The following is a 21361-nucleotide window of genomic DNA, read 5'->3' as shown; positions in this document are numbered from 1 at the left end:
CCGCCCACAGGATCACATCACCCTGGAAATGGCGCCACTTGAAATCCGTCATCGTTCCGTCCGTCCAATCTCCGCCAAGCATGCTCAAGCTTCACGATTTTTGCAACAGAGCCCGATTTCGGTACCCGCCGCCGCGATCTGCTCCCGAATGAGCGCGAACCGCTCGAGAACATCGCGCGCCGCTTTCCGCTGCGCGGAGAGTCTCGTCAACGCTTCGCCAATAGCCTTTTCTTCGTCGGCCAACGCAGCGATCGCCGTGGAAATCTCTGCCAGCGTAGCGGCGGCGGTTTCCTGATCAGGCGTAAGAGTCTCTGCAGGAGCGGCGATCGCAGGTGGTTTGCTTAGCTCCAGCTCCGCCAGTTGAACGGATTTCAAATGGATTTGTTCTTCGATATTCTTTCTAATCGAAGGATGGAGTTGGTCCTCTGTTCCGGCGATGAGACGGTTCAGGGTAACCAGATTCTTTCTGGCTTCATCTAGCCGCGCGCGAAGGGTGCTCTCCTGCGCCTCGATGAGCTGGTCGAAGTCAAGTGCGCCCAGACGGTCTTCAGCTGGTATGTGAGAGAAGATAACGGACCGAAGCTCACGTTCGAAGTTCTCTGATTTGCCGGTCACATGCTCGTTGCACAGAGCCTCGAAACGCCCCTGCGGCACATAACGGACCATCTCCACTCGATCAGGGGCCGGGTTGGCAGCTAGATTCGCTTGGCTCGGCTCTCCGGCCAGCCAATCTAACTTGCCATAAAATTGCCGCGCCGGCTCGCCGGCTTTGCCTCGAAATCGATCCGCTTTTAAAAACGAAAAATGAGCATGTTCTTGCGAGTTTCCAACGAGTGCCAGCACATCCGCTAGGGCACTCTTTCCGCTGCCTTTGTTACCGATGATCGCCACGAGATCCGCGTTGAAGGGAATTGCGCAACCGTCGAACCAGGTCTCTGCCAACGAACTGCCATCGACCTTCGAGAGGGACACAGTGTCGATGTAAAAGGTCTTGTTCGCAGAGATCCGCTGCAACTTGGGTGGCGTAAGGCCTATGTGGCATCGCTTGAACGGCTCTTTGATGGCTTGCTGCAGGCCCCGCCACGTGGGGTCGGCCTTGATCCATGTGATCCGCTGAGAGGGGAAGTCGCCATATCCGCGCGCATTGTTGTCACCAGCGGTCCCACGTAATTGGTGCGCATCGCTGCCTGAAACTGGCAGCCGAGGGATTCCTCCGATCGATTCCTGGAAGGCATCGAAAAAACTCTCGTTCTCTGGGCACTTGCGACCGACGAAGGCATTCCAGAGGCCTTCCTTTCTGGTCTCGAAGATTGGCGAGCTGTCAAATAGGCCGATTGCGTAAGCGTAATGTTCCTGATGCTTGACGGATGCGAGCCCATCGTTCGTTTCGAACGGCATGAAACCTAGAGCCATGCCGTCTGGGACCGCCCGAACCGCAGCTTTGTAGCTGTCGACATTGAGCTCCGCTATCACGTAGCCAGCGCGGAGCGCCGTCTCGTCGCTCGCCATGACCTCGGCTTTTTCAAAGCTGTGGGTCTTCAATTTGTCTGCGTTGGCCGCCCGGGCGTAGGCGATGAGAGCGTGAGGAGAGAGCGGCTGGCCGGTGATCTCGAGCTTCAGGGCCGAAAGGAAGTCTTTGAGATGCTGATCGGGAATTTCATCCGAAAATAGAACGTGCGCGTTCAAGCGCCCTTGGATCGGCGCAGCAAGCCGTAGCTCGATGCCGGGGAAAACGGTCTTTTCTAGTCCGGGACCCGTCCCTTCGCTTAGCCGCCGTTTCAGCGCGAACCACCCATCGAAACCCCAATAATCCTGGATGGCGTAGACCGCCGGAGCGGTATCATTGATCGCCGTTATCATCTCGTCGATCAACTCGTTGTCCCGGCTTGTGCATCCACTCGCTGAGAAGCGCTCTCCCTTCCAATGAAAAGAAGCAGGAGTGTGGATATGCAGATCCCACTGCCGCCACTCGGATCCGCGAGGAAAATGCTTTTTCACGCCCATTTTCTAATCCCCCCAACATCTCGTCTTTATAGCGCCTGCCCGAACTGTTGCTGTCACGCGCCATCCCCGGCAGTGCGCAGGCTTCAGCCAGCACGTCATCGGTCTATAGACACACGGTTCGCGGCGACGTGCCTGAAAGCCCTGTCCCGACAAGTCAGCAGGATAACCTGCATCCGCTCTGCCGCCTCGCTCAAGATCTCGACCATAAGGTCGAGCCGCGCGTCATCGGCATAGACAAGCGGGTCATCCAAGATCAGTGACACCGGACGGCCCTGCTCCAGGAGCATGTCGGCAAAGGCGATCCGTGTCAGGACCGCCAGCTGCTCCTGTGTGCCGCGGGAAAGATCGCCGCACCCTTCGCTGATACCGCCTCGCACAATCGCCTCCAGCGTGAGGTCCTCAGAAAAGCTCAGGTCGCAGCCGGGCAAGAGCCGCTCGATATGGCGTTTCGCGCGCTTGGCGACGGGCCCTACAAACTTTGCCGACGTCTCATCCCGCGCTTCATCGAGCGTATCGCGCAACAACTTCAGCGTGTCGGCTTCCTCGGTGATCCGCTGTAGTGCCGCACGTGCCGCCTCAGCCTCCTCGCGAGCCCCTGCCTCCCGATCGGCGAGCCCCTTCCCGCCCTCGCTCTCGACAGTCCCCTCCAGCCGCGCGACGTCCATCTCGAGTTTGGCACGAGCCTCCCCCGCCGCCTTTACCCGCGCATCGATTGTCTCGATCCTTCGCGTGATCGCCGCAGGATCGTGCGCAGTCGCGTCCCGGGTGGCCTCCTCAAGCTTCACGGCTGCTTCAGCCATCTGTTCGCGGGCCCGAACGACGTCTGCCGCCAGGGTTGGGAATTCCGGGCGGCCTTCGATCGTCTCGATCTGACTGTTAGCGTTGGCGAGCGTGCTGGCCGCGCCCGCTTCCGCGCTGGCCAGCGGCGCGTCCTCTTGTTCTGCTCGGCGGAGCGCCTCAACAGCGCTTTCCTGTGCACCTTCCGCCCTCGCGAGAGCGGTGTCGGCCGCTTCGAGCCGGGCAGTGAGGAGTGTGATATCGGGGATGTCGGCTTCGACGGTCTTACTCTCGTCGTTCATTTCAGCGATGAAGAGCTTGAGCGCATCGGGGCCGGCAGCGAGCCCGATAAGGGCATCGGCCGGCGTCACGGCGGAGATGCGCGCCGCGATCGTGCGCAACTCGCCTACTGCGTCTCGCGCGGTATCATTGCGAGCGCGCCCCTCCGCCAAGCTCGTGAGCCCGAACTCGCCCAATGCAGACTTTTGTCGCTCCAGCGCCGAGGAGAGCGCTCCCTCAGCGCTCGCCGCCCCGGCCGGCGGCGTGATAATCAGCTCGGCATTGCCGAACCGGAGACGGGTCTCACCCGACAGGGTTCGCTCGCCGAGCGCCATCGGTTCGCCATCGATCGATATGCCCTCAGCGTTCCCGACAAGGGCAATCCGCGTCGCACCTGCGGCGAGCGCCGCGCGCGCCTCAGCTACGAGTCGCTCGTTTGCCTCGATCGCATCCATCGCCTTGGCCGGTATCAGCGACGCGGTGAGGACTGTGGCCTCTTCCTGAAGCCGCTCGAGGTCGATCAGCTCGGCGTGACGCGCGCGTGCCGCGGACACCGCGCTGCGGCGCCGCGACGCGCGTAAAAGCTCCTCGCCCGTGCTGAGGGCACCTCGAGCTTCCTGGCGAGCGGTGCGCGCGGCTTCCAAGGCGCTGCGCGCTTCAACGAGCCGTTGCTGCGCTGTGGCCAAGCCTTCGCGGACTTCGGCGCGGCGTGAGCGCGCAACACCCAGCGCGAGTTCAGCGCTAGTGCGTTCGTCGGTCGCCTTGCGATGCCGATCGACGAGATCTTCAAGGTTTCGCGTCTTCGCGCTGATGGCCTCATGCTCGGCCCGCCGGGTCGCGAGGATTTGCGCAGCTGCGCGCGCCGTCTCGAGAGAAGCAGTGAGATCCTTCCGCGTTTGCACGTCTGTGTCGTCCGCGATCTCGCGGTGAACGACCTTCAGTCTGAAGCGCGCATTTTCGAGTTCGGAGAACGTCCTCTCAAGTCCAGCCAGACGTTCGGCGGCGTCGCGGGCGGCCGCTTCAGCCTGGTCAACGCGCTCTCGTGCTTCGTTCTGCCGCCCGCGCTTCTGCCCGGTTGGGGACCAGTAGCGCCCATATTGCTCGTCGATCCGGGTTCGGACGCGCGTGTAGGCGGGGCCGCCCATGATCGAACCGACCTCGGCTTCAAGCGTCGAGCGGACCGTGTCACGCACTATCTGGCCTGGCCCGGTGACCGCGAGTGCCTCAGCTTGTGCAACCCAAAGAAGTCCAAGCGCGCCGTATGTGCCGGCGTCGCCCTTCTGACTGGTGTCGCGCACCGATCCCAGCAGCGCGTGTAGGCGGGCTTCCGCTTCCTCGCCCTGTGCTCTACCCTGTGGACCGGTGACCTCGATCGATGCGCCGCGCAGAAAGCGCTTGGTCACCGTCCATGGTGCGCCATCGGCATCGAACGAAACCTGAATTTCCGGACCGACGGCTTCCCCATAAGGCGCGAACGATTGGGCGAGCTGGTTCTTCGTACCGTGGCGAACGAAAAATGCCGCGCGAAGCGCCTCGAGCACTGTCGACTTGCCGGTCTCATTGGGTTCGATGACAACGTTGAGACCGTCGGTGAGCCCTTCAATCGCCATCGGCTCCCGAAACTTGCGGAAGCCGTCGATGGCGATACGGCGCAGGTACAGGCTCATGCCCTGTCCTCCCGGCTGTACTCGACGAAGAGACGCTCCAAGGCGCGCTTTGCAATCAACCCATCGGGGCCGCCTGTTTCAATTGCCGCAGAAAGTTTCGCCGCGGCGACGCCGAGCATGCCCTCAACCGAGAGGCTAGCAAGATCGTCTGCACTGGGGCGGCCGACAAGATCGACTGCGCGAACGTCGAGATAGCGGACACGGTGCCCGACATCGTTTTCGAGTCTGCCCAGCATCCCGACCCGGTCCGTAAGGCTCGTGATTCCGGCCAGCGATAGTTCAAGGAGCGTCGAAGGCGGATCGATCGATCCCAACAATTGGTCGCACTCGGCATCGAAGCCGGCCTGATCGTTCACTGTCCAGCTTCGCTTGATCCACTGGAAGCGCCCCGTGCGGATTGGCGTCACCACCGGATCGCGACCTTCGCCGATGTCGACCAATAGTATCTGACCAGGTTCATCGCGTTGGAAGCGATCGGTTTCGGGGGTGCCCGCATACCAGGTGCGCGCCTCGATATTGAGCGTCCCGTGCCAATCTCCAAGCGCGAGATAATCGAGCGTGGAGCGACGAGCCCGGTCGGGCGCGATCTGGTTCTTGGTCTCGCCCTGAGTGCCGAAGTCGTGGATCGATCCGTGCGCGAGGCCAATGCGGATGCGGCCTCCCGGTGTCGCCATGGTGTCGAAAAGCTCGGTGGGATCATCAAGGTTGTGGCGATGCGTCAGGGGCGCTGGAAGGAGCCAGATTCCGGGCTCGATTTCGTGGGCCTGCGCTTCCGATAAGACGGTGATACCGCCCCCCGCGCGATGGCGAACACGGTCCCAGAGACCGCCATTGCGGGCAAAGTCGTGATTGCCCGGGAGGAGCCACCACCGGCACGCATGGCGCTCCATGCGGGATATCGCTTGAACGATCGTGCGGTCTTCAGGTCCCTCGGTGTCGAAGACATCACCCGCGACCAGAACATGAGCCGCACCGTGACGAGCTGCTTCCCTCCCGATCGCATCGATGGCATCGAAGCGCGCCTCGGAAAGTGCGGCGCGCACTTCCGGCTCAAACCGCCCGTATGGTTTTCCGAGCTGCCAGTCGGCGGTGTGAATGAGCTTCATTGTGGCCCCGCGGATCCGTGTGTCATCTAAGTCCCATCGCGCGAGCCCAGGCGTCGACCTGACCAAAGGCGTCCTGCTGCCATTCGTCCGGCGTTCGGCCGTCCAGGATATCCGAGCCCTCTACGAAGTTGCGCACGCATGTAGGACCATAGCCGTCCGGATCGTCGAATTTCGCAACCACATGCGCGAAGCCATCCCGGCCACTTCGATGCTCCAACAGCGGGCGGCAATCGCCCGCGAGTGCTTCGATTCCTCCGGGATAATTCCGGATCGAATAATAGACGTCGTAGGCGTCTTTCTGCTTGTAGCGCCCATCGAGCGCGAAGCCCTTCATGGCGAGAAGCGCCGGAATCGAGGCGACGGCGATCATCACCTTGTTGGTCCCGCCCTTGGGCATATCGCCTTCGATCGCGACGAGCTCATGGAAATGAATGGCAAGCTCCGCGCCGGATGCACGCTGGGTTGCGAATTCAGTGGTGAGCGGCGGCCGGTTCTTCTCCAGGACGGCGTCATAGGGGCGCAGGAAATCAACGATCACATCGATCGGAGGTCCGTCATCCTTCGGCTGCACCGTCCGGACCATCTGGAAATATCTAAGCGTGTCGCGGGGGGCGTAACCCTGCCCGTGGAGGGCATCGACAAGAGCGACATATTCTTCGCCGGCGGCCAGAGCCTGTGCGTCGAGACTGAGGTCTATGTCGAGTGTGCCGACGTGGCGCATCTCGCTGTCCTCGAGCAGCAGCCAAGGCACGGCGCCGCCGATAACCGCGAACTTCCCGCGAAAGCTGCCCAGTGTCTGGCCAATCTCAACGAGCACCGACTTCACCGCGGCGCTGGTGCGATCGTCATAGTCTGTGGCCGATTGCGGTTCGTCGTTCATGAAGGCCACCGCAAAAGCTTGTCCTTCAGATGTTCTGCCCCTTCGACGCCGCGCTCGCCGCCCGCCATGAGATCGAGATAGGTCTGAACCGGGCTAGTCGCGATGATCCCCGGTGCGACGGCCCGCGCGTCGTCGAGCACGCCATCCTCATCGGGGACGCGCACGACAATGTTCGCACCCTTTGCGGGTGCAGTCAGATTTAGGATTGTTTGCAAGGCGCCAAGGCCCTTCTCGTCCGCGTAGAAATAGCTGGTGCTCTGGCGAACGAAGGGCGCGTACCAATCGGCCGCGCTGAACGAGGCCAGCGCCACCCTTCCCTGCTCGGTTGCTAGATCACGCAGCCGCTCCGCTAGGGCTTTGCCATGAAGGTGGGTATAGAGGCGGACCTCCTCCCCTCTGGGCTGCTCATAGTTGCGGGCCCATTCGTCCAGCAAACCGGAAGGATCGACGAGCCGCAGCCCCTGTTCGCTCTGGTCGGCCCATTCCCGTTCACGCAGGGCGGTGCCGATCGTGCTGACCAGCCCGAGGCTGACCTTGGCTTCTTCAGCAAGCTCGGTCACGCGCCAAGGCCGATGCGGCTCGTTCAGCAATACGCGCAGGATCCGGGTCGACTTTGGCTTGAATAGGGTGCGCAGAGAACGTCGTTCGGGATCGGGTTTCCCTTCAACCTTGCGCTCGATGAAGATGGTATCGACAACGAGGCGCGCGTTGCCCTGGAAATCAAGGTAGGCGATGTCTTCCTCGCGACATGCCGCCTGCGCCTGTTCGGATAAATAGGGCGCGATGAACATAGGCACGCCCTCTTGGCCAGTCTGATTCAGATAACGTTTGAGCTGGTAGGCTACTTGGTGCGCAATCCGGGGTTGCCCGTTGCTTTTGACCTCGACCACGAGTCTGAGTGGTCGGCCGGCGAATTCGGTTTCAGCGACGATGTCTACGCCTCGATCAGCCTCGCCTGGCTTGCCACTCAGCGTCATTGGGCCGACGGCGAATTGAGGGATTGAGCCTAGAAAGGCCTCAAGCGCTTCTGCCGCCCGTCGTTCGATGCCAATTGGGTCTTTCACCGAACCGCTGAAACCACGATTCGGCTGAAATAGCAAATAATTTCACTGAAACGCGCATTTCAACGAATCGTTGAAAACGGCAAATCTGTGAAACGAGCTTCATCGGATGGGGTATCAGGCCCTTTGCGACCAAAGGGCCCGCGCGGCTGCCTCAGTGATCGTGTACACCGCCTCACGTTGAGCGCCACGATTATGGTGGTCTACACGGTAGCCCTGATAGTGTCGCCGGACCAGACCGGCGCGGACGAGATCGGAGACGGCGCGACTGACATTGCACCGACCAGAGCGCCGGACCCGCTCACGAACCTCATTGTCGATCGCCTTTGCTGCCTCCCCTGGGTCCTCTGGCAAGGCGTCCTGCGCAGCGAGCGACGCTTTGACCTCTTCGACGATGATCAGGCGGCGCGCATCGCGCTTTGCCATCGGAACCAGTGAATCGCACAGCCAATCGCGGAGCGGCACGCGAACCTCGTCCTCGGTATCGACATATGGGCCCGCTGAACCGCTGTTTCCCCCGGCGGCTTTGGCAATGAGGTTGAGGACCATGAACGCGTAGCGCGGTCGCGGCGAGAAATCCGCGATCCGTTCGATCAGCGCCGGCAAATTCAGGCTCTTGGCAGGCGCTCCCTGGCCGACTTCAACGGCATCGAAAAGGTCGGCTTGGTGGAACATAAGATGAATCTTAGCATCGCTTGCGGCAATGTGAATCCCGTTCGTGCGTCTTTCGTCAGTTTTTTCTGCTGTAACACTTCTTGCCCGCTTGGCCGCTCGCGCGGCGGCCACCGCAGCTCAGCCGCACTTGGTATCTAGGCCTGCTCGACGGCCCGGAGGCGCTCGGTAACGTCGCTCACGCCTGGTGCATCCCACACATCATCACGAAGGTAGAATTTATGGCTCTTCGTATAATCGACGAAGCTTGTTCGCTCGAACACCACGCTTGCAGGGATCAGCGCCGCGCGAATGACGCAGAAGTCGTCGTTAAAGAGAACGCCGGCCAATATATCGAAACCGTCCGTCGACCGGATCGCCGACATCTGACGCGACTTGTTGCGCCTGTGCAGCCGGCGGCCCTTGATCTGATAGCGGACGCCGTCCGAGTCCGCCGCGTCGAAGCCCTTCTTCGAATTGGCCTCCTGCTCCCAACCGAAAGCTGTGCAAAAGAGATATTCGGCCAGGTCTCCCGTCGGATTGTTGGCAGACCGCAAGACATTGCGCGATCGTAGTTCCTCGTTGATTGCGGCATGGAGCGCGAGCATCTCCGCGATAGACTTGCCATTAAGATCGTTCATCAGAGCAATCTGCCGGATTCCAACGTCGGCCGCTATCCAAGAGACCACCACGAATTTTTTCGCGTCGGAAATGTGCCCCTTTTTCGCCGGTCGTTGCGGCGACGGCGCGAGAGGCGATCTCCATCACGCTTGACTCTGGTGCGCCCTCGTCAGAACAAAGAGGGAACGAATTAATCACCTTCCGAGTCTCTGTGATGCTATGCGCGAGTCAGCCGTCCTTGATGATCTACGTGCGCGCATCGCGCAGATCGAGGGCACTGATGGGCGACACGACGCCATTCCGTTCGGGATCGAGAGCATTGATTGTCGCCTGCCAGGCGGTGGCATAGCCACCGGCACGCTTCACGAGATCGCGGGCAGTACCGATCTGGCTGATGAGGCGAGCGCTACCGTATTCCTTGCCGGAATTCTCGCGCGTGTAGAGGGTCCGGTTTTCTGGTGCCTCCGCTGGCGCGATCTCTTCGCCCCTGCCCTTCACCTGGCGGGGCTGCATCCGAACCGCGTAATTCACGTCGAGGCTGGCAGCGATACCAACGTGCTCCTCGCGATGGAGGAATGTTTGCGCCAACCAGGCCTTGCCGGGGTGGTCGGGGAGGTGGAGAAATATTCGACTACTGCCTCCAAGCGCCTGCAGCTTGCAGCAGAAAGTTCGGGCGTTGCCGCCTTCGTCTTCCGGCGCGCTTCCAGGGTTGAACAGGCCGTCGAGGGAACGGCGGCCGCAACGCGTTGGCGAGTAACGGCTCACCCAAGTGAAGATCTCGGCATTCCGAGCCTGGGGCGACCACGCTGGCGGGTTGAGCTGGAACGCGTGCGCGGCGGAAATCCGCACAGCTGGATTGTGGAGGGCTGCGATGCAACGGGTCGTATCGCTCTTCCTGCCGCACTGGTCGACCGACCGGCTGCGCAGGAAGAACGCAAGTTCGTCGCCTGAGCGGCACGATACAATCGCCTGCGATGCGCCGCTGGTGACGGCCATCCCGGACCACGGTCGCCGCGTCATCGCAGCGATCGATGCTGGCGCTCGCGCTCTCGGCATCAAACCAGGAATGACAGTCACAAAAGCGCGCTCGCTGGCGCCAGAACTCCGGGTGGTCGACGCGGAGCCCGATGCGGATCTTGAGGGCCTGCGCCGTCTCGCGCTCTGGGCAGGTCGGCGCTACTCACCGTTTGTGTCCCCCGATGCACCGGACGGGCTCTGGCTCGACATCACGGGTTGCGCGTCGCTGTTCGGGACGGAGAAGGCGCTCCTAAAGGATCTTCATCGTCGCATCGCGGCGTCCGGGCTCTCGGTGCAAATCGCGGTTGCCGACACTGCGGGCTGTGCTCACGCCGTTGCACGGCATGTCCCTGCGGGTCGGCCCGTCACAATCGAGCCCGGAGATCACCGCAAGGCGATCGCGATTCTGCCGATATCGGCGCTCCGACTTCCCGGAGGTGATGTCGAAGCCCTGCGAAAATTGGGGTTCGAGCGCATTGAGCAGCTCATCGACGCGCCGCGGCCACCGCTTGCCAAGCGGTTTGGTCGTGAGCTGCATCGACGTCTCGACCAGGCGTTGGGGACGCTCCATGAGCCGATTGATCCGATCTTCCCCGAACACCTTCCAAAGGCTCGGCGGGGTTTCATGGAGCCTATCGCGACACCGGAAGCCTTCGCCTTGGTAATTGGCGACCTCGTGTCCGATGTCGTCGACCAGCTCAGCCACATCGGCAAGGGCGCACGCCGGCTCGATTGCTATTTCCATAGGGTCGACGGACACAATCAGGCGGTCCGGGTCGGAACAGCCGCCGCGTCTCGTGATGCGCGTCATCTCGCCAAGCTGCTCTGCGCCAAAATCGAGACGATCGAGCCGGGCGAAGGCATCGAAGCCATGACGTTGGTCACCCCGCTCGTCGAAGCTCTGGGTTCAACACAGGGCGAAGGGCTCGATAGCCTCGGGCGTCAGGGTCCAGACCTCGCGGCTCTGGTCGATGCTCTAGCCAATCGGTTCGGCCAACGCAGCCTTCACCGGGTCAGTCCACAAGCGAGCGCGATGCCAGAGCGCTCCACGACCATGCTGCCGGCCCTGAGCAAAATCACCGATGCGGGATGGGATGATGCCCTGCCCCGCCCCGCTCGGTTGCTGCATCGGCCCGAGCCGATCGAAGTGATTGCGCTTCTGCCGGACGATGCTCCGCGCATGTTCATCTGGCGGCGCAAACGATACCGTGTGACCCAGGGGGACGGCCCGGAACGCCTCCATGGCGAATGGTGGCGTGAGAGCGGGATTGAAGCTGAAAAGGCCCTCACTGTCCGCGACTATTATCAGGTCGAGACCCAAACGGGTGGCCGCTACTGGCTGTTTCGCTTAGGCGACGGGACCAGCCATGCCACCGGCAACATGCGCTGGTTCATCCATGGCGCATTCGCATGACAAGCGATGCCCGCTATGTCGAGCTGCAGGTCACGACGCATTTCAGCTTCCTGCGCGGCGCGTCATCGCCCGAAGAGCTGTTTGCTGCCGCGGCTCTGCTGGGACTGCCCGCGCTCGGTATCGTCGATCGCAGTTCCGTGGCGGGCGTCGTGCGGGCTTGGGACGCCGAGAAGACGACAGGCGTACGTTCGATCATCGGTTGCCGCCTGGATCTCGTGGATGGCACGGCCTTTCTCGTCTACCCGACTGATCGCGCCGCCTATGGGCATATGTGCCGCTTGCTGAGCATCGGCAAAGAGCGCGCTGGAAAGGGTGCCTGCCACCTTGACTGGCCCGACCTCGAGCAGTGGCATGAGGGTCTCATTGCGATCCTTGTTCCGGACCGCGCGGATACGGTGGCCGAAGGGGCGCTCTCGCGCGCCAGGAGGATCTTCCGTGATCGCCTATATCTAGCGCTATCCATTCGCCGCCGGCCGAAGGACGCGATCCGACTGCGCGATCTCGCGAACATGGCGGCCGCCGCCCGCGTGCCGACCGTCGCCACCAATGATGTTCTCTACCATTCGCCAGATCGGCGGATGCTGCAGGATGTCGTGACCTGCGTCCGAGAGCGATGCACGATCGACGAGCTTGGCGATCGGCGCGAACGATTTGCAGACCGCCACCTGAAGACCGGCGAGGAAATGGACCGGCTCTTCCGCCGTTATCTCAACGACGCCACCCCGGTCTCGCGCACACTGGAGGTAGCAAAACGCTGCACGTTCAGTCTTGAAGAGCTGCGCTACCAATATCCGGACGAGATCAGCGTTCCTGGTCGAACGCCGCAGGAAGAGCTGGAGCGGCTCACCTGGGAAAAGGCGCCCGAGCGCTATCCTGAAGGAATCGAGGGCAAGGTCCGTACCCAGCTCGAGCACGAATTGAAGCTAATCGCCGATCTGGAATACGCACCGTATTTTCTGACGGTCCATTCGATCGTCGCCGAGGCGCGGCGGCGTGAGATCATTTGTCAGGGGCGAGGGTCAGCGGCGAACAGCGCGGTTTGCTACGTACTCGGCATCACGTCGATCGATCCTGTCCGATCTGAGCTTCTGTTCGAGCGCTTCGTTTCGGCCGAGCGGCGCGAGCCGCCCGATATCGATGTCGATTTCGAGCATGAGCGCCGCGAGGAAGTGATCCAGTGGATTTATGAGACCTATGGCCGGACGCGGTCTGCGTTGACGGCGGTCGTGACCCGCTATCGTGCACGCGGCGCGGTCCGCGACGTCGGCAAGGCGCTGGGTCTCAGCGAGGACATGACGGCCGGCCTCTCCGGTGCGGTCTGGAGCTGGAGTCGCGAGGGCGTCGAGGAAAAGCATGCCGAAGAGCTCAACATGGACCTCAGCGATCGGCGGCTCGCGCTGACGCTGGAGCTGGCGCGGCAGCTCATCAATACGCCGCGGCATCTATCGCAGCACCCAGGCGGGTTCGTGCTCACCCGCGATCGGCTCGACGAGCTCGTTCCGATCGAGCCAGCGGCAATGGAGGACCGACAAGTCATCGAGTGGGACAAGGACGATATCGACCTATTGGGGTTCATGAAGGTCGATGTCCTAGCCCTCGGCATGTTATCGTGCATGCGGAGAGCGTTTGAATTCCTAGAGGCCGACAAAGGGGTGAAACTCGATCTCGCCACGATACCGGCAGAGGATCCGGCGACCTACGCGATGATCCGCAAAGCAGACACTTTGGGCGTTTTCCAGATCGAGAGTCGCGCGCAGATGGCTTCCATTCCGCTGATGGCGCCGCGTACCTTCTATGATTTGGTAATTCAGGTGGCGATCGTCCGCCCGGGACCGATTCAGGGCGATATGGTCCACCCTTACCGCCGGCGTCGAAACGGCGAGGAGGAGGTTACCTACCCCACCGAAGAGCTCCGACGGGTGCTCGAGAAGACCTTGGGCGTACCGCTGTTCCAGGAGCAGGCGATGCGCGTGGCGATCGAGTGCGCCGGCTTCACCGCGAGCGAAGCCGACCTCCTCCGCCGGGCAATGGCTACCTTCAAGCTCACCGGCGGCGTCTCCCATTTTCGGGACAAGCTGATCGATGGCATGGTTTCACGCGGCTACGATCAGGATTTCGCGGAGCGTACTTTCAAGCAGATTGAGGGATTCGGCTCCTATGGGTTCCCTGAAAGCCACGCAGCGAGCTTCGCGCTGATCGCCTATGCCAGCAGTTGGGTGAAGTGCCATCACCCCGACATATTCTGCGCGGCCCTCCTGAACGCCCAGCCCATGGGCTTCTATGCGCCCGCTCAGATCGTGCGCGACGCGCGGCAGCACGGGGTTGAGGTTCGCCCGATCGACGTGAACCACAGCCGCTGGGATTGCACGCTGGAGCCCACGGGCGGCCGCTACCTCGCCGTGCGTCTGGGTCTGCGCATGGTGACTGATCTTGCCAATAAGGACGCCGCAGCCATCGTCACCGCGCGCGCCGATCAAGCCTTTGAGAGCGTCGAAGAAATCCAGCGCCGATCGGGCGTAGGCCGGGGCGCTCTCGACCGTATCGGCGAGGCCGACGGATTTGGATCGCTGGGGAGCACCCGGCGCCAGGGACTATGGAGCGTGAAGGGACTCGGCAACGCGGCGCTGCCGCTGTTCGCCGCGGCCGACGAGCGAGAGGGCAAGCTGCGAGAGGAAGCGATCGAACCGACGGTCATTCTTGCGCCGATGGGCGCCGGCGCTGAAGTCGTCGAGGACTATCGCGCGTCCGGTCTGTCGCTACGTGCCCATCCCCTCGCCTTCCTGCGCGACGAGCTGCGCAGCCGCAAGATAATCACATGCGAGGAACTTCAATCCGTGAAGGACGGCCGTTGGATCAATCTCGCCGGGATCGTGCTGGTCAGACAGAAGCCGGGCTCGGCGAAAGGGGTCATGTTCATCACCCTCGAAGACGAAACGAATGTCGCCAACCTCGTCGTCTGGACGAATGTCTTTGAGAAACATCGACGCATCGTGCTGGGTTCGTCGATGATGGGTGTGCGGGGTCAGGTCCAGCGCGAGGGCGAGGTGATCCATGTGATCGCGCAGCGGCTCGAAGACCTGTCGCCGCTGCTCGCGAGCGTCGGCAACCGGGCAGATGTCGCCGATATCTACCGGCTAAGCCGTGCCGACGTGGTCAAAAGCCCGATGCGCCCTGATCCACGCGACCCGGAATCGCCGCTCGGCCGGCAGCCGCGCGACATCTTCATTCCTGATCTGCGGCTAGGCTCGGGCATCGTTCCGGGACGGCAGACCGAGGGGATCAAGGTCAAGCCGCGCGACTTCCGCTAGCCGCCGAGAATCTTCTGCTCGCCGAGCCCCATGAGATAGCCAACATAGTCGTCTACACCCTCGGGACCTTCCGGAGGCGGCCGGCTTTCTGCCTCTGCCATGGCGTCGGTCGCGAAGCGTGCAACCGCTGCGGCATCACCTCGCCACCATGGCTCCACTCTCGCAGCGAGCGCTGTCTCGAAGCCTGCCATGTCCTCGGCGTCGATAAAGAGGAGCGGCGCGATCTCAGCGAGCGCTCTGTCGGCTGTTGCCAGCAGGAACCGTTTGGTCTCGTAAGGCTCCGTCATCGCTCTCCGTGACAGATCACTCAGATACGTGACATCCCAGGCGGCATTGCGGATTCCGGTTAGCGCTCGCTGCCGATCCGGCGACCGGAGCTGCTTGAACAGCCCCGCCTTGGCGGCGAACGGCGAGAAGAACATCGAGCTATAGAGCGCTGCGGGTCCGGCGATGATGAAATCGCTGGCCATCCACTGATAGAGCCTCTCGGCACGCTCGCGCGGACTCATCGGTGAGAGTTCGAGTTCAGCAGCCTTGAGCAGCACCACGTAATTGCAGCGCCAACGATGGAATGGCTGCGCGAGGTCATACTCTTCGCGGTCAGCCGGGCCGGTCGACGGAAGGGCGTCAGCCCTGCCGAGAGCCACATCGATCCAAGCATGCGCCTGCCCAACATCGGCGGAACGAAACCACTGCAGTTCCTCAAGCGCGGCTTCGTTTCCGTGCGCGTGCGCCAATTCACGAAAAGCAATCACCGGCTCCAGGTCCAAATTCATGGATTGAGACAAGGCCATGAGGTCGACGGCAACCTGGGTGGGACCATCGAGCGGCCTGCGCACCCCTTCCTTCGCAATCTTCGCCATCCGCGACGCTACATTGCGATCGACCAGCACGACGGTGCTCGACCGGTCAATGAGCTCCGCATAGAGAAGAGCTTCGATCGACACCAAGCCCGCCGCTGGCGCAATGAACCCTGGGATGAGGCTGTTAGAACCGGCGAGCCTCGACGCAATCGCCTCGACATCCTCTCGCGGGAAATCGGCCGAAATCCGGAAAAAGATGTTGGCGTCTTCTTCGAGGTTCATCGGCTTCTTCTATCACAATGGGAGAGGGTTCAAGGCTCGACGAGCAGCCGCGGCATCGGAAAGTCAGAAAGGCTATTCGGGCCCGCGAGAAACGGGCTCGAGGAAGCGATCTACGAGATCATAATACTGCCTGTTGTCGGCATAGACATATTGCTGCGCGCTCTGGATCGATATGCGGTTCGCGCTGTCGATCAGCGCTGGCGGCTGAAGGGCATCAAGCTGATTCAGGAGATCACTGCTGTAGCTGGCAAGGAAGATCGCCGTCGGCGACAACGGCAGCGAGATCAGGCAGTCCGGTGACGCGAGCCCGGGCAGCATGCAGATCGGGAAGTCGCTGGTAACGAGTCCGTAGGGCCCGTCGCGAAAATGAAAGACGCGCCAGTCCATCCGCGCAATGTCGGCTTTCATCTGCGGAAGCTCGACCAGGCCGGGGATGAGGGTGGTGCCGAAATCCTCGACCAGGCCATCAATGCCACGCTCGCGCAAAAACTCCATGAGGGTTGGCGGATCGATAGCCCGCCGCAGCGCTTCATATTCCTCGGGCCGCTTGATGATTTCCTGCGCCAGCATCTCTGACGCATCGGCCTTTAGTTTCCTGAGAAGGTTTGGCAGGCGGATAAGCAAGGACATTAGGAAACGAACCCACGCCATGCGCAGATCCATCGGCAGGACCGGCCGGGTTTCGCTCAGCAGAATACGCAGCGCCCGCGAAGCCGGGTCATCCACCTCCGGCCCCATGAACTCACGCTCGATCGCGTTTCGATGCTCCGGCGCCACACCGTTCAGGGCGTAGAGGCCCTTCTCTGCCCCGATCGACTTGGGCGCGTATTCGCGCACAAAGAGTTTCCCGCGCTGGCGCGAATAGGTCGAGAGCTGCCCCTGACCGTTCGCCCATCGGGACAGATAGAACTGCGGCAGGAAATGGTGACGATCTGGATCGCTCAAGCCGGATCTCCGGCAGCTTCCCGGCGCTGGCTCACAAGAGCGCCTGTTGCTGGCTCGGCGGCGGATAGACCTGGGTGGGGATGAGGCTACCCTTCGGAAGGACGCGCAGCACCTCGTTCGCCGGTACGGACGGATCGAGCCAGTCGGCCCAGGAATCGCGCGGAAGCGGGATTATCTGCCGCCGGTGATAGGGCTTGATGTCCTCGCCCGGCTCGGTGGTCAGCAATGTGAAGGCCTCGCCCTCCGCCGTCGACCGCCAGATTCCCGCGATGCAGAACCAATCATGGTCTCGCATCGTGAAGAGCCACTTTGTCTTGCGCTTCTGTTTGGGATCCTCGGGCTGCGTAAACTCGTAGAATCCGTCGGCAAGGATCAGGCAGCGATGCGAGGAGAACTCGCGCCCTTCCGACTGATAATTGTAGACCGGCTTGCCGTTGTGCCCCGGCCAGCTCCATCGTCGATTGACGAGTTCGCCCACACCCCTGCCCTCGCCGCTGCGGACGATCGGCGCGATATCGCTGATCTTGATATCCTCGCGGGCCGCGACATTCGGCGTACCCTCGGGCATTTTGATCTTGATCTTGAGGTCGTCGAAATCCTCGACAATCGAGGCTATGTCGACCTCCAAACGATAGTCATTGCACATCGATCATCCGTTCCGCTCGCCCTTGCGACTCAAGTTCGTTCCGTATATGTTCTTTGTATGGCGACGCCAACAGCCTTCGACTCCGAGGCTCCCCTCGAGAAGCTCTTGCCCATCATCCGGCGAAATCCGGACGATATGCAAGAAGTGGAAATGGTCGAGGCGCGGTGGGGCTCCAATCCCCGCTTTAGCGACGGCACGTCGTATCGGTTCGCGCGATCGGAGGGGAAGACCTTTCCCAACCAGCGCTGCCTCGTGCCGGCGTCCGAATTTCACATGACCGTGGGCGACAAGCAGTATCGAGTGAAGCTCGACGACGGCAACTTCTTCTACCTGGCGGCGGTCTGGGAGCCGGCGCTGGCCGAGTGGCCGTTGTCGTTCCGGGTCATCACGGTCGCCGCCAATCCAGAGGTCAGCCGGTATCAGGATCGCCATGGCGCGATCATCCTGCGCCGACAGCGGATGCAGTGGCTCGATTACACGATCCCCGAAATCGAGCTGCTGGAAACGCCCCCGGCGCGGACCTTCGTTGTCGAAGAGATCACGAGCGGTCCGCGGCAAAAGGCGCTCGCGCTCTAATCTGGAAGGACGATCGCCATTGCGGCGAGCTGACTGACCAAGGCGGCCCTGGTTACAGGCACGTCGAAGCGCCATTCGAGCAAACGCGTGCCGTGACGCGCGAGCAGCAACCGCTTCTTCGCGTCCCGCGCGCAGGTAAGCTCGAAGCCTTCTTGTCCGCCGAAGAGCGCGATCGGTTCATAATGCTGCTGTCCCTGATATTCGATTGCGAGGCCCAGTTCCGGCACATGGATGTCGATGGACTGCATACCGAGGAACGCCGGCCGCCATTGGTGGACCGCTGAGGGCCAAATCGAGCGAACCAGATCGAAAAGCGCGACCTCGGACACCCAGCCACGCCCTATCTCAGGGATGGAACGCTCCCGGCGAAACGCTTCCTCGGCCGCCACCATGGAGTTCGCGAAAAACTCCGAAGCGCCGGTGTCGGCGACGCCGATATTCCTCGAGAAGATTCGGCCGCGCTGACCGCTCGGGTTGGAGAATTGCGCCATGTGGCGCCGGTATGTCGCCCAATCGGCAGCCTGTGGCAGCGGCGGGATCATCGACGATCCAAAATCCGGTCGCAACCGGGTCATCTCCTCAAGGACCGGCGGTTCCAAGGCGAACTGGGCGTCGAGATGGTCGAGGAAAGCATCGAATTCCTCGAGCAGTCGCCCGGCGATAAGCGAGTTCTCGGCATGTTTGCGGGCCAGGACGCGGATATCCTGGGCCTGCAGCGGCGTCTTGGTGAGAAACCGCAGATAGATGACCTCGTCGAACAACGGCTCGCGGTCACGGCCGGGAATGGCTTCCACCAGGGCCAGCGCTTCGTCGAGGCGATCAGCCTCCGTAAGCTCGAGCACACGCTGCCAGTGCGGATCTGGATCCCATGGTCCTGCGGTCAGGTCGGGCAAGTCTTCGGGAAGACCCTTGCCGTCGACGCCCCGCCATTGGGGGCCAAGCAGTCGGGCCTGAAAGCCGTAACCCCTCGCCTTTTCATTCTCGTTCCAAATGCGCGCAATCGGCAACGTCGGATCGAGCGGATTGGACGTCCAGGATTGGCCCTGCGGAATTCCGTCGGGCCGCATGACATAGCCGATATCGAAGCCGGCGACGGAATAGTCGCCCGTGGCGAGATCACCGATCGATTCCACAATGCGCTCGAACAACCGGACCTGATCCTTGCGCACCCCGATCGAGATGAGCGCGCGCCCGCGCGGAGAGGTTTGTCGCGACACGGCCGGCGCATAGGTAGCCAGCTCAACGGCGCGTTGCCGGCGGATACCCGGTCCTTCCAGGAAGTGGATCCGGTGGGTGATCTCCTCAGGGAAATCGGGGTAGGTCAGCGAAACCGGGGCGACTGCCTTGGACGGTCGCTTCTTCGGTGGAGCCTCCGGGCCATATTCCGAGAGCAGCTCACCACAGAGCGCCGACAGCCGCGCAAAGTGCGTCGCCGCGGCCGAGCCCGGCGCGCGCTTTCCCGCAAGCGTCCCATAGAGTTTCTGCCACTTCGCGAGATCCTTTCGGTAGAGCTCGCGGTAGGTCCTGTTGCGCAGCGTGTCCTCGTAAAGCTTGGCCGCCGCGCGAAAACCCGCGAGTCCGATGTCTCCCGTTTCAGGCGGAGGAGGCTTGAGGATCATGGTGTCGCTCGTCAGCCGAACGACGGCGAGCCATCGGCCCATCCGGACGCCTGCCACAGGATATTGAACTGGTCGCGCAGCTGAGGCTGCATGGCGGCGGAAAGATCCTCCGCCTGCAACTCGGGTAGGAACAGCTCCGGCTTTCGTATCGTCCTGCCGCCCCCACGGGACCGCGTGAGCTCAACATCCTCAACGCCGCGCAAGGCGATGGAAACCAGACCTGGTCCGGCTAGGCCGATCGCCGCGAGGACGCCGGCTAGCCGTTCAACATGCGCCACGATCGATCCTTCAAGCGCTCGGCCATCAACGAGGATTTGCTCGTCCGCATCATCGACACGACCACCAATGGTCGCTTCATATTCGATGACACCAGGGCGCACGAAGCGGGTCCGCCATCTGGTTTCGGGATTGTTGTCCGTGCGGATCAGCGGCAGCCCGAAACTCCACCACTGACGCTCGTCGGAATCCGACTGGACCCTGACCTGCGTGTCAGGCGGAAAACGCGATGCGGCGGCCAGCACGACCTTCGGGTCAAGGGAAGGCCGATCCATCGCGGCAAGAGGAACGAGGCGGAGGATCATGCTGGGAACGGCGACGATCTCAGGGAGCCCGCCCCGCATGCGGTCGGCGGCAAGCTCCCCTGCTGCCTGCCTCGCGGCTTCCCACCGGGGATCGACCTGCGGCGCTGCCGGTGCCGGCGCCGCGATACGGACCCGCGAGCGGCCGGCCTTCTCGAAAGCGTCGATCGCTTCGATCAGGGTCGTAGATCGCGCATTCAATTCCCTGATGGCATCGTGCGTGCCCTGCTGGGTGCCGTGCTTCACGTTATAGTCGGTTCTCGGCCACGCCATATTCGGATTGCGGTCCATGACATGGGTGCGTTCGTAGACCAGCTCCATCAGCGAGCTATTGGCCGCACGCAGCGCCGTGCCCGCCTCCTGCAGGACTTGATCCTCGAAATCGAACTCAGCCCCGGCCCATGTGGCAGCGATATCGCCGAGCGGATCGAGCGCCTTTCGCGGATAGGGTTCGCCGAAGTTATGCTCGCGCAGGAACTGGCGTAGCCGCTCCGGGATCTGGGTCCGGAACCGCTGGAGCAATTCGACATCGTGAGGATGTGGCTGTTCCGGCGGCTGCGCCGCGCGCAGGACCTCGTCATCGAGGATCAGGCGAAGCGCGGTCTCCAGATCCTTCTGCAGCCCGAGCCGGGCCGCTTGGCGATCCTCGTCCGTCGCATCCGGCGGGCAGTAGAACAGGATCGGCCGCTTGAAATGGGTCAGGTCGAACGGGAGGGGATGCTCGTCCGGGTGACCCATGGCCGTGTTCATCACGCCGATCATCCTGGCCCACCCGCGCGACTTCAGCGCCCAACCATGCTCGAGCAGGACATTGGGATTGGGCGAAAGCTGCCCTTTTGCCCGCGTCGCGACATGCGTGAGGTCGGAGAGAAAGGCGACAGCGCGGTCGATCTTGCCGAAAATCGTTTCGGCCAGAGGCGGCATGCCCGATACCCCGACCGTATCGCGGTCGGCCTGCACATTGCGATCGGCAGGATCGACGTCCGCGTCCGCGTTCACAGCGCGGATGGCACGATCCAACGCGTGCTGGATAAAGCCGCGGCCAATTCGATTATCGGTGTCGCTCTGCCAGGAGTAGAAGATGTGGTGCGGCATTCAGGTGACGATTCTCGTTATTGGCCCAGGCC

Annotated in this window: 17 protein-coding genes; 5 read left to right on the top strand and 12 right to left on the bottom strand. The window is 62.3% G+C overall.

Features of this window, described 5'->3' with window-relative positions:
- Positions 1–84 precede the first annotated feature (84 nt).
- From FFS35_RS16220 to FFS35_RS16200, 5 genes are all read right to left on the bottom strand, one after another.
- Positions 85–2004 carry a hypothetical protein gene (locus tag FFS35_RS16220; RefSeq protein WP_249341691.1) on the bottom strand — a complete coding sequence of 640 codons (1920 nt, stop codon included), beginning with the start codon at positions 2002–2004 and terminating at the stop codon, positions 85–87.
- 95 nt (positions 2005–2099) lie between these two features.
- Positions 2100–4727, bottom strand: coding sequence for an AAA family ATPase (locus FFS35_RS16215; RefSeq protein ID WP_010124791.1), 2628 nt, complete (start codon positions 4725–4727; stop codon positions 2100–2102).
- Positions 4724–5833, bottom strand: coding sequence for a metallophosphoesterase (locus tag FFS35_RS16210; RefSeq protein WP_100239914.1), 1110 nt, complete (start codon positions 5831–5833; stop codon positions 4724–4726). Before FFS35_RS16210 ends, FFS35_RS16215 begins: the two co-directional genes overlap by 4 nt.
- Positions 5834–5855: 22 nt before the next feature.
- Entirely contained in the window at positions 5856–6713 is an 858-nt protein-coding gene (locus FFS35_RS16205; RefSeq protein WP_137787988.1) for a nucleotidyl transferase AbiEii/AbiGii toxin family protein, read from the bottom strand.
- Entirely contained in the window at positions 6710–7504 is a 795-nt protein-coding gene (locus FFS35_RS16200; protein ID WP_237364578.1) for a type IV toxin-antitoxin system AbiEi family antitoxin, read from the bottom strand. The genes FFS35_RS16205 and FFS35_RS16200 overlap by 4 nt, the downstream gene beginning before the upstream one ends.
- Positions 7505–7516: 12 nt before the next feature.
- Here FFS35_RS16200 and FFS35_RS20400 point away from each other — a divergent pair, with 12 nt between their 5' ends.
- Positions 7517–7717, top strand: a complete 201-nt coding sequence (locus FFS35_RS20400) for a hypothetical protein (protein ID WP_010124797.1) — start codon at positions 7517–7519, stop codon at positions 7715–7717.
- 174 nt (positions 7718–7891) lie between these two features.
- On the opposite strand, the gene FFS35_RS16195 is transcribed toward FFS35_RS20400, so the two are convergent.
- Complete coding sequence (locus FFS35_RS16195) at positions 7892–8449, bottom strand: hypothetical protein (RefSeq protein ID WP_010124799.1); 558 nt, start codon at positions 8447–8449, stop codon at positions 7892–7894.
- Between the two features lie 134 nt (positions 8450–8583).
- Positions 8584–9066 carry a hypothetical protein gene (locus FFS35_RS16190; protein ID WP_010124801.1) on the bottom strand — a complete coding sequence of 161 codons (483 nt, stop codon included), beginning with the start codon at positions 9064–9066 and terminating at the stop codon, positions 8584–8586.
- A gap of 199 nt (positions 9067–9265) precedes the next feature.
- On the opposite strand from FFS35_RS16190, the gene FFS35_RS20395 reads away from it, so the two are divergent.
- From FFS35_RS20395 to FFS35_RS16175, 3 genes are read left to right on the top strand one after another with little or no spacing between them, the layout of a single operon-like run.
- Entirely contained in the window at positions 9266–9997 is a 732-nt protein-coding gene (locus FFS35_RS20395; protein WP_010124803.1) for a hypothetical protein, read from the top strand.
- Entirely contained in the window at positions 9918–11477 is a 1560-nt protein-coding gene (locus tag FFS35_RS16180; protein ID WP_137787987.1) for a DUF6504 family protein, read from the top strand. The genes FFS35_RS20395 and FFS35_RS16180 overlap by 80 nt, the downstream gene beginning before the upstream one ends.
- Entirely contained in the window at positions 11474–14785 is a 3312-nt protein-coding gene (locus FFS35_RS16175) for an error-prone DNA polymerase (protein WP_010124808.1), read from the top strand. Before FFS35_RS16180 ends, FFS35_RS16175 begins: the two co-directional genes overlap by 4 nt.
- Here FFS35_RS16175 and FFS35_RS16170 read toward each other — a convergent pair.
- The 3 genes from FFS35_RS16170 to FFS35_RS16160 form a co-directional block, all read right to left on the bottom strand.
- Complete coding sequence (locus FFS35_RS16170) at positions 14782–15870, bottom strand: hypothetical protein (protein WP_100239912.1); 1089 nt, start codon at positions 15868–15870, stop codon at positions 14782–14784. The genes FFS35_RS16175 and FFS35_RS16170 overlap by 4 nt on opposite strands.
- A gap of 72 nt (positions 15871–15942) precedes the next feature.
- Positions 15943–16815: a DUF4238 domain-containing protein gene (locus tag FFS35_RS16165; RefSeq protein WP_137787986.1), complete on the bottom strand. Its 873-nt coding sequence runs from the start codon at positions 16813–16815 to the stop codon at positions 15943–15945.
- A 31-nt stretch (positions 16816–16846) separates the two neighbouring features.
- Entirely contained in the window at positions 16847–17461 is a 615-nt protein-coding gene (locus tag FFS35_RS16160) for an SOS response-associated peptidase (RefSeq protein WP_100239910.1), read from the bottom strand.
- Between the two features lie 57 nt (positions 17462–17518).
- On the opposite strand from FFS35_RS16160, the gene FFS35_RS16155 reads away from it, so the two are divergent.
- Positions 17519–18037, top strand: a complete 519-nt coding sequence (locus FFS35_RS16155) for an SOS response-associated peptidase family protein (RefSeq protein ID WP_100239909.1) — start codon at positions 17519–17521, stop codon at positions 18035–18037.
- On the opposite strand, the gene FFS35_RS16150 is transcribed toward FFS35_RS16155, so the two are convergent.
- Positions 18034–19698, bottom strand: a complete 1665-nt coding sequence (locus tag FFS35_RS16150; protein ID WP_100239908.1) for a hypothetical protein — start codon at positions 19696–19698, stop codon at positions 18034–18036. The two genes, FFS35_RS16155 and FFS35_RS16150, sit on opposite strands and share 4 nt — an antisense overlap.
- Entirely contained in the window at positions 19668–21329 is a 1662-nt protein-coding gene (locus tag FFS35_RS16145; protein ID WP_100239907.1) for a hypothetical protein, read from the bottom strand. Before FFS35_RS16145 ends, FFS35_RS16150 begins: the two co-directional genes overlap by 31 nt.
- Positions 21330–21361: the final 32 nt, after the last annotated feature.

Origin of the sequence: Sphingomonas sp. 3P27F8 (assembly GCF_005502745.1) — a bacterium.
Lineage (GTDB): Bacteria > Pseudomonadota > Alphaproteobacteria > Sphingomonadales > Sphingomonadaceae > Sphingomonas.
The sequence above is the reverse complement of the archived record's forward strand: the minus strand, read 5'-3'. Positions and strand labels throughout refer to the sequence as shown.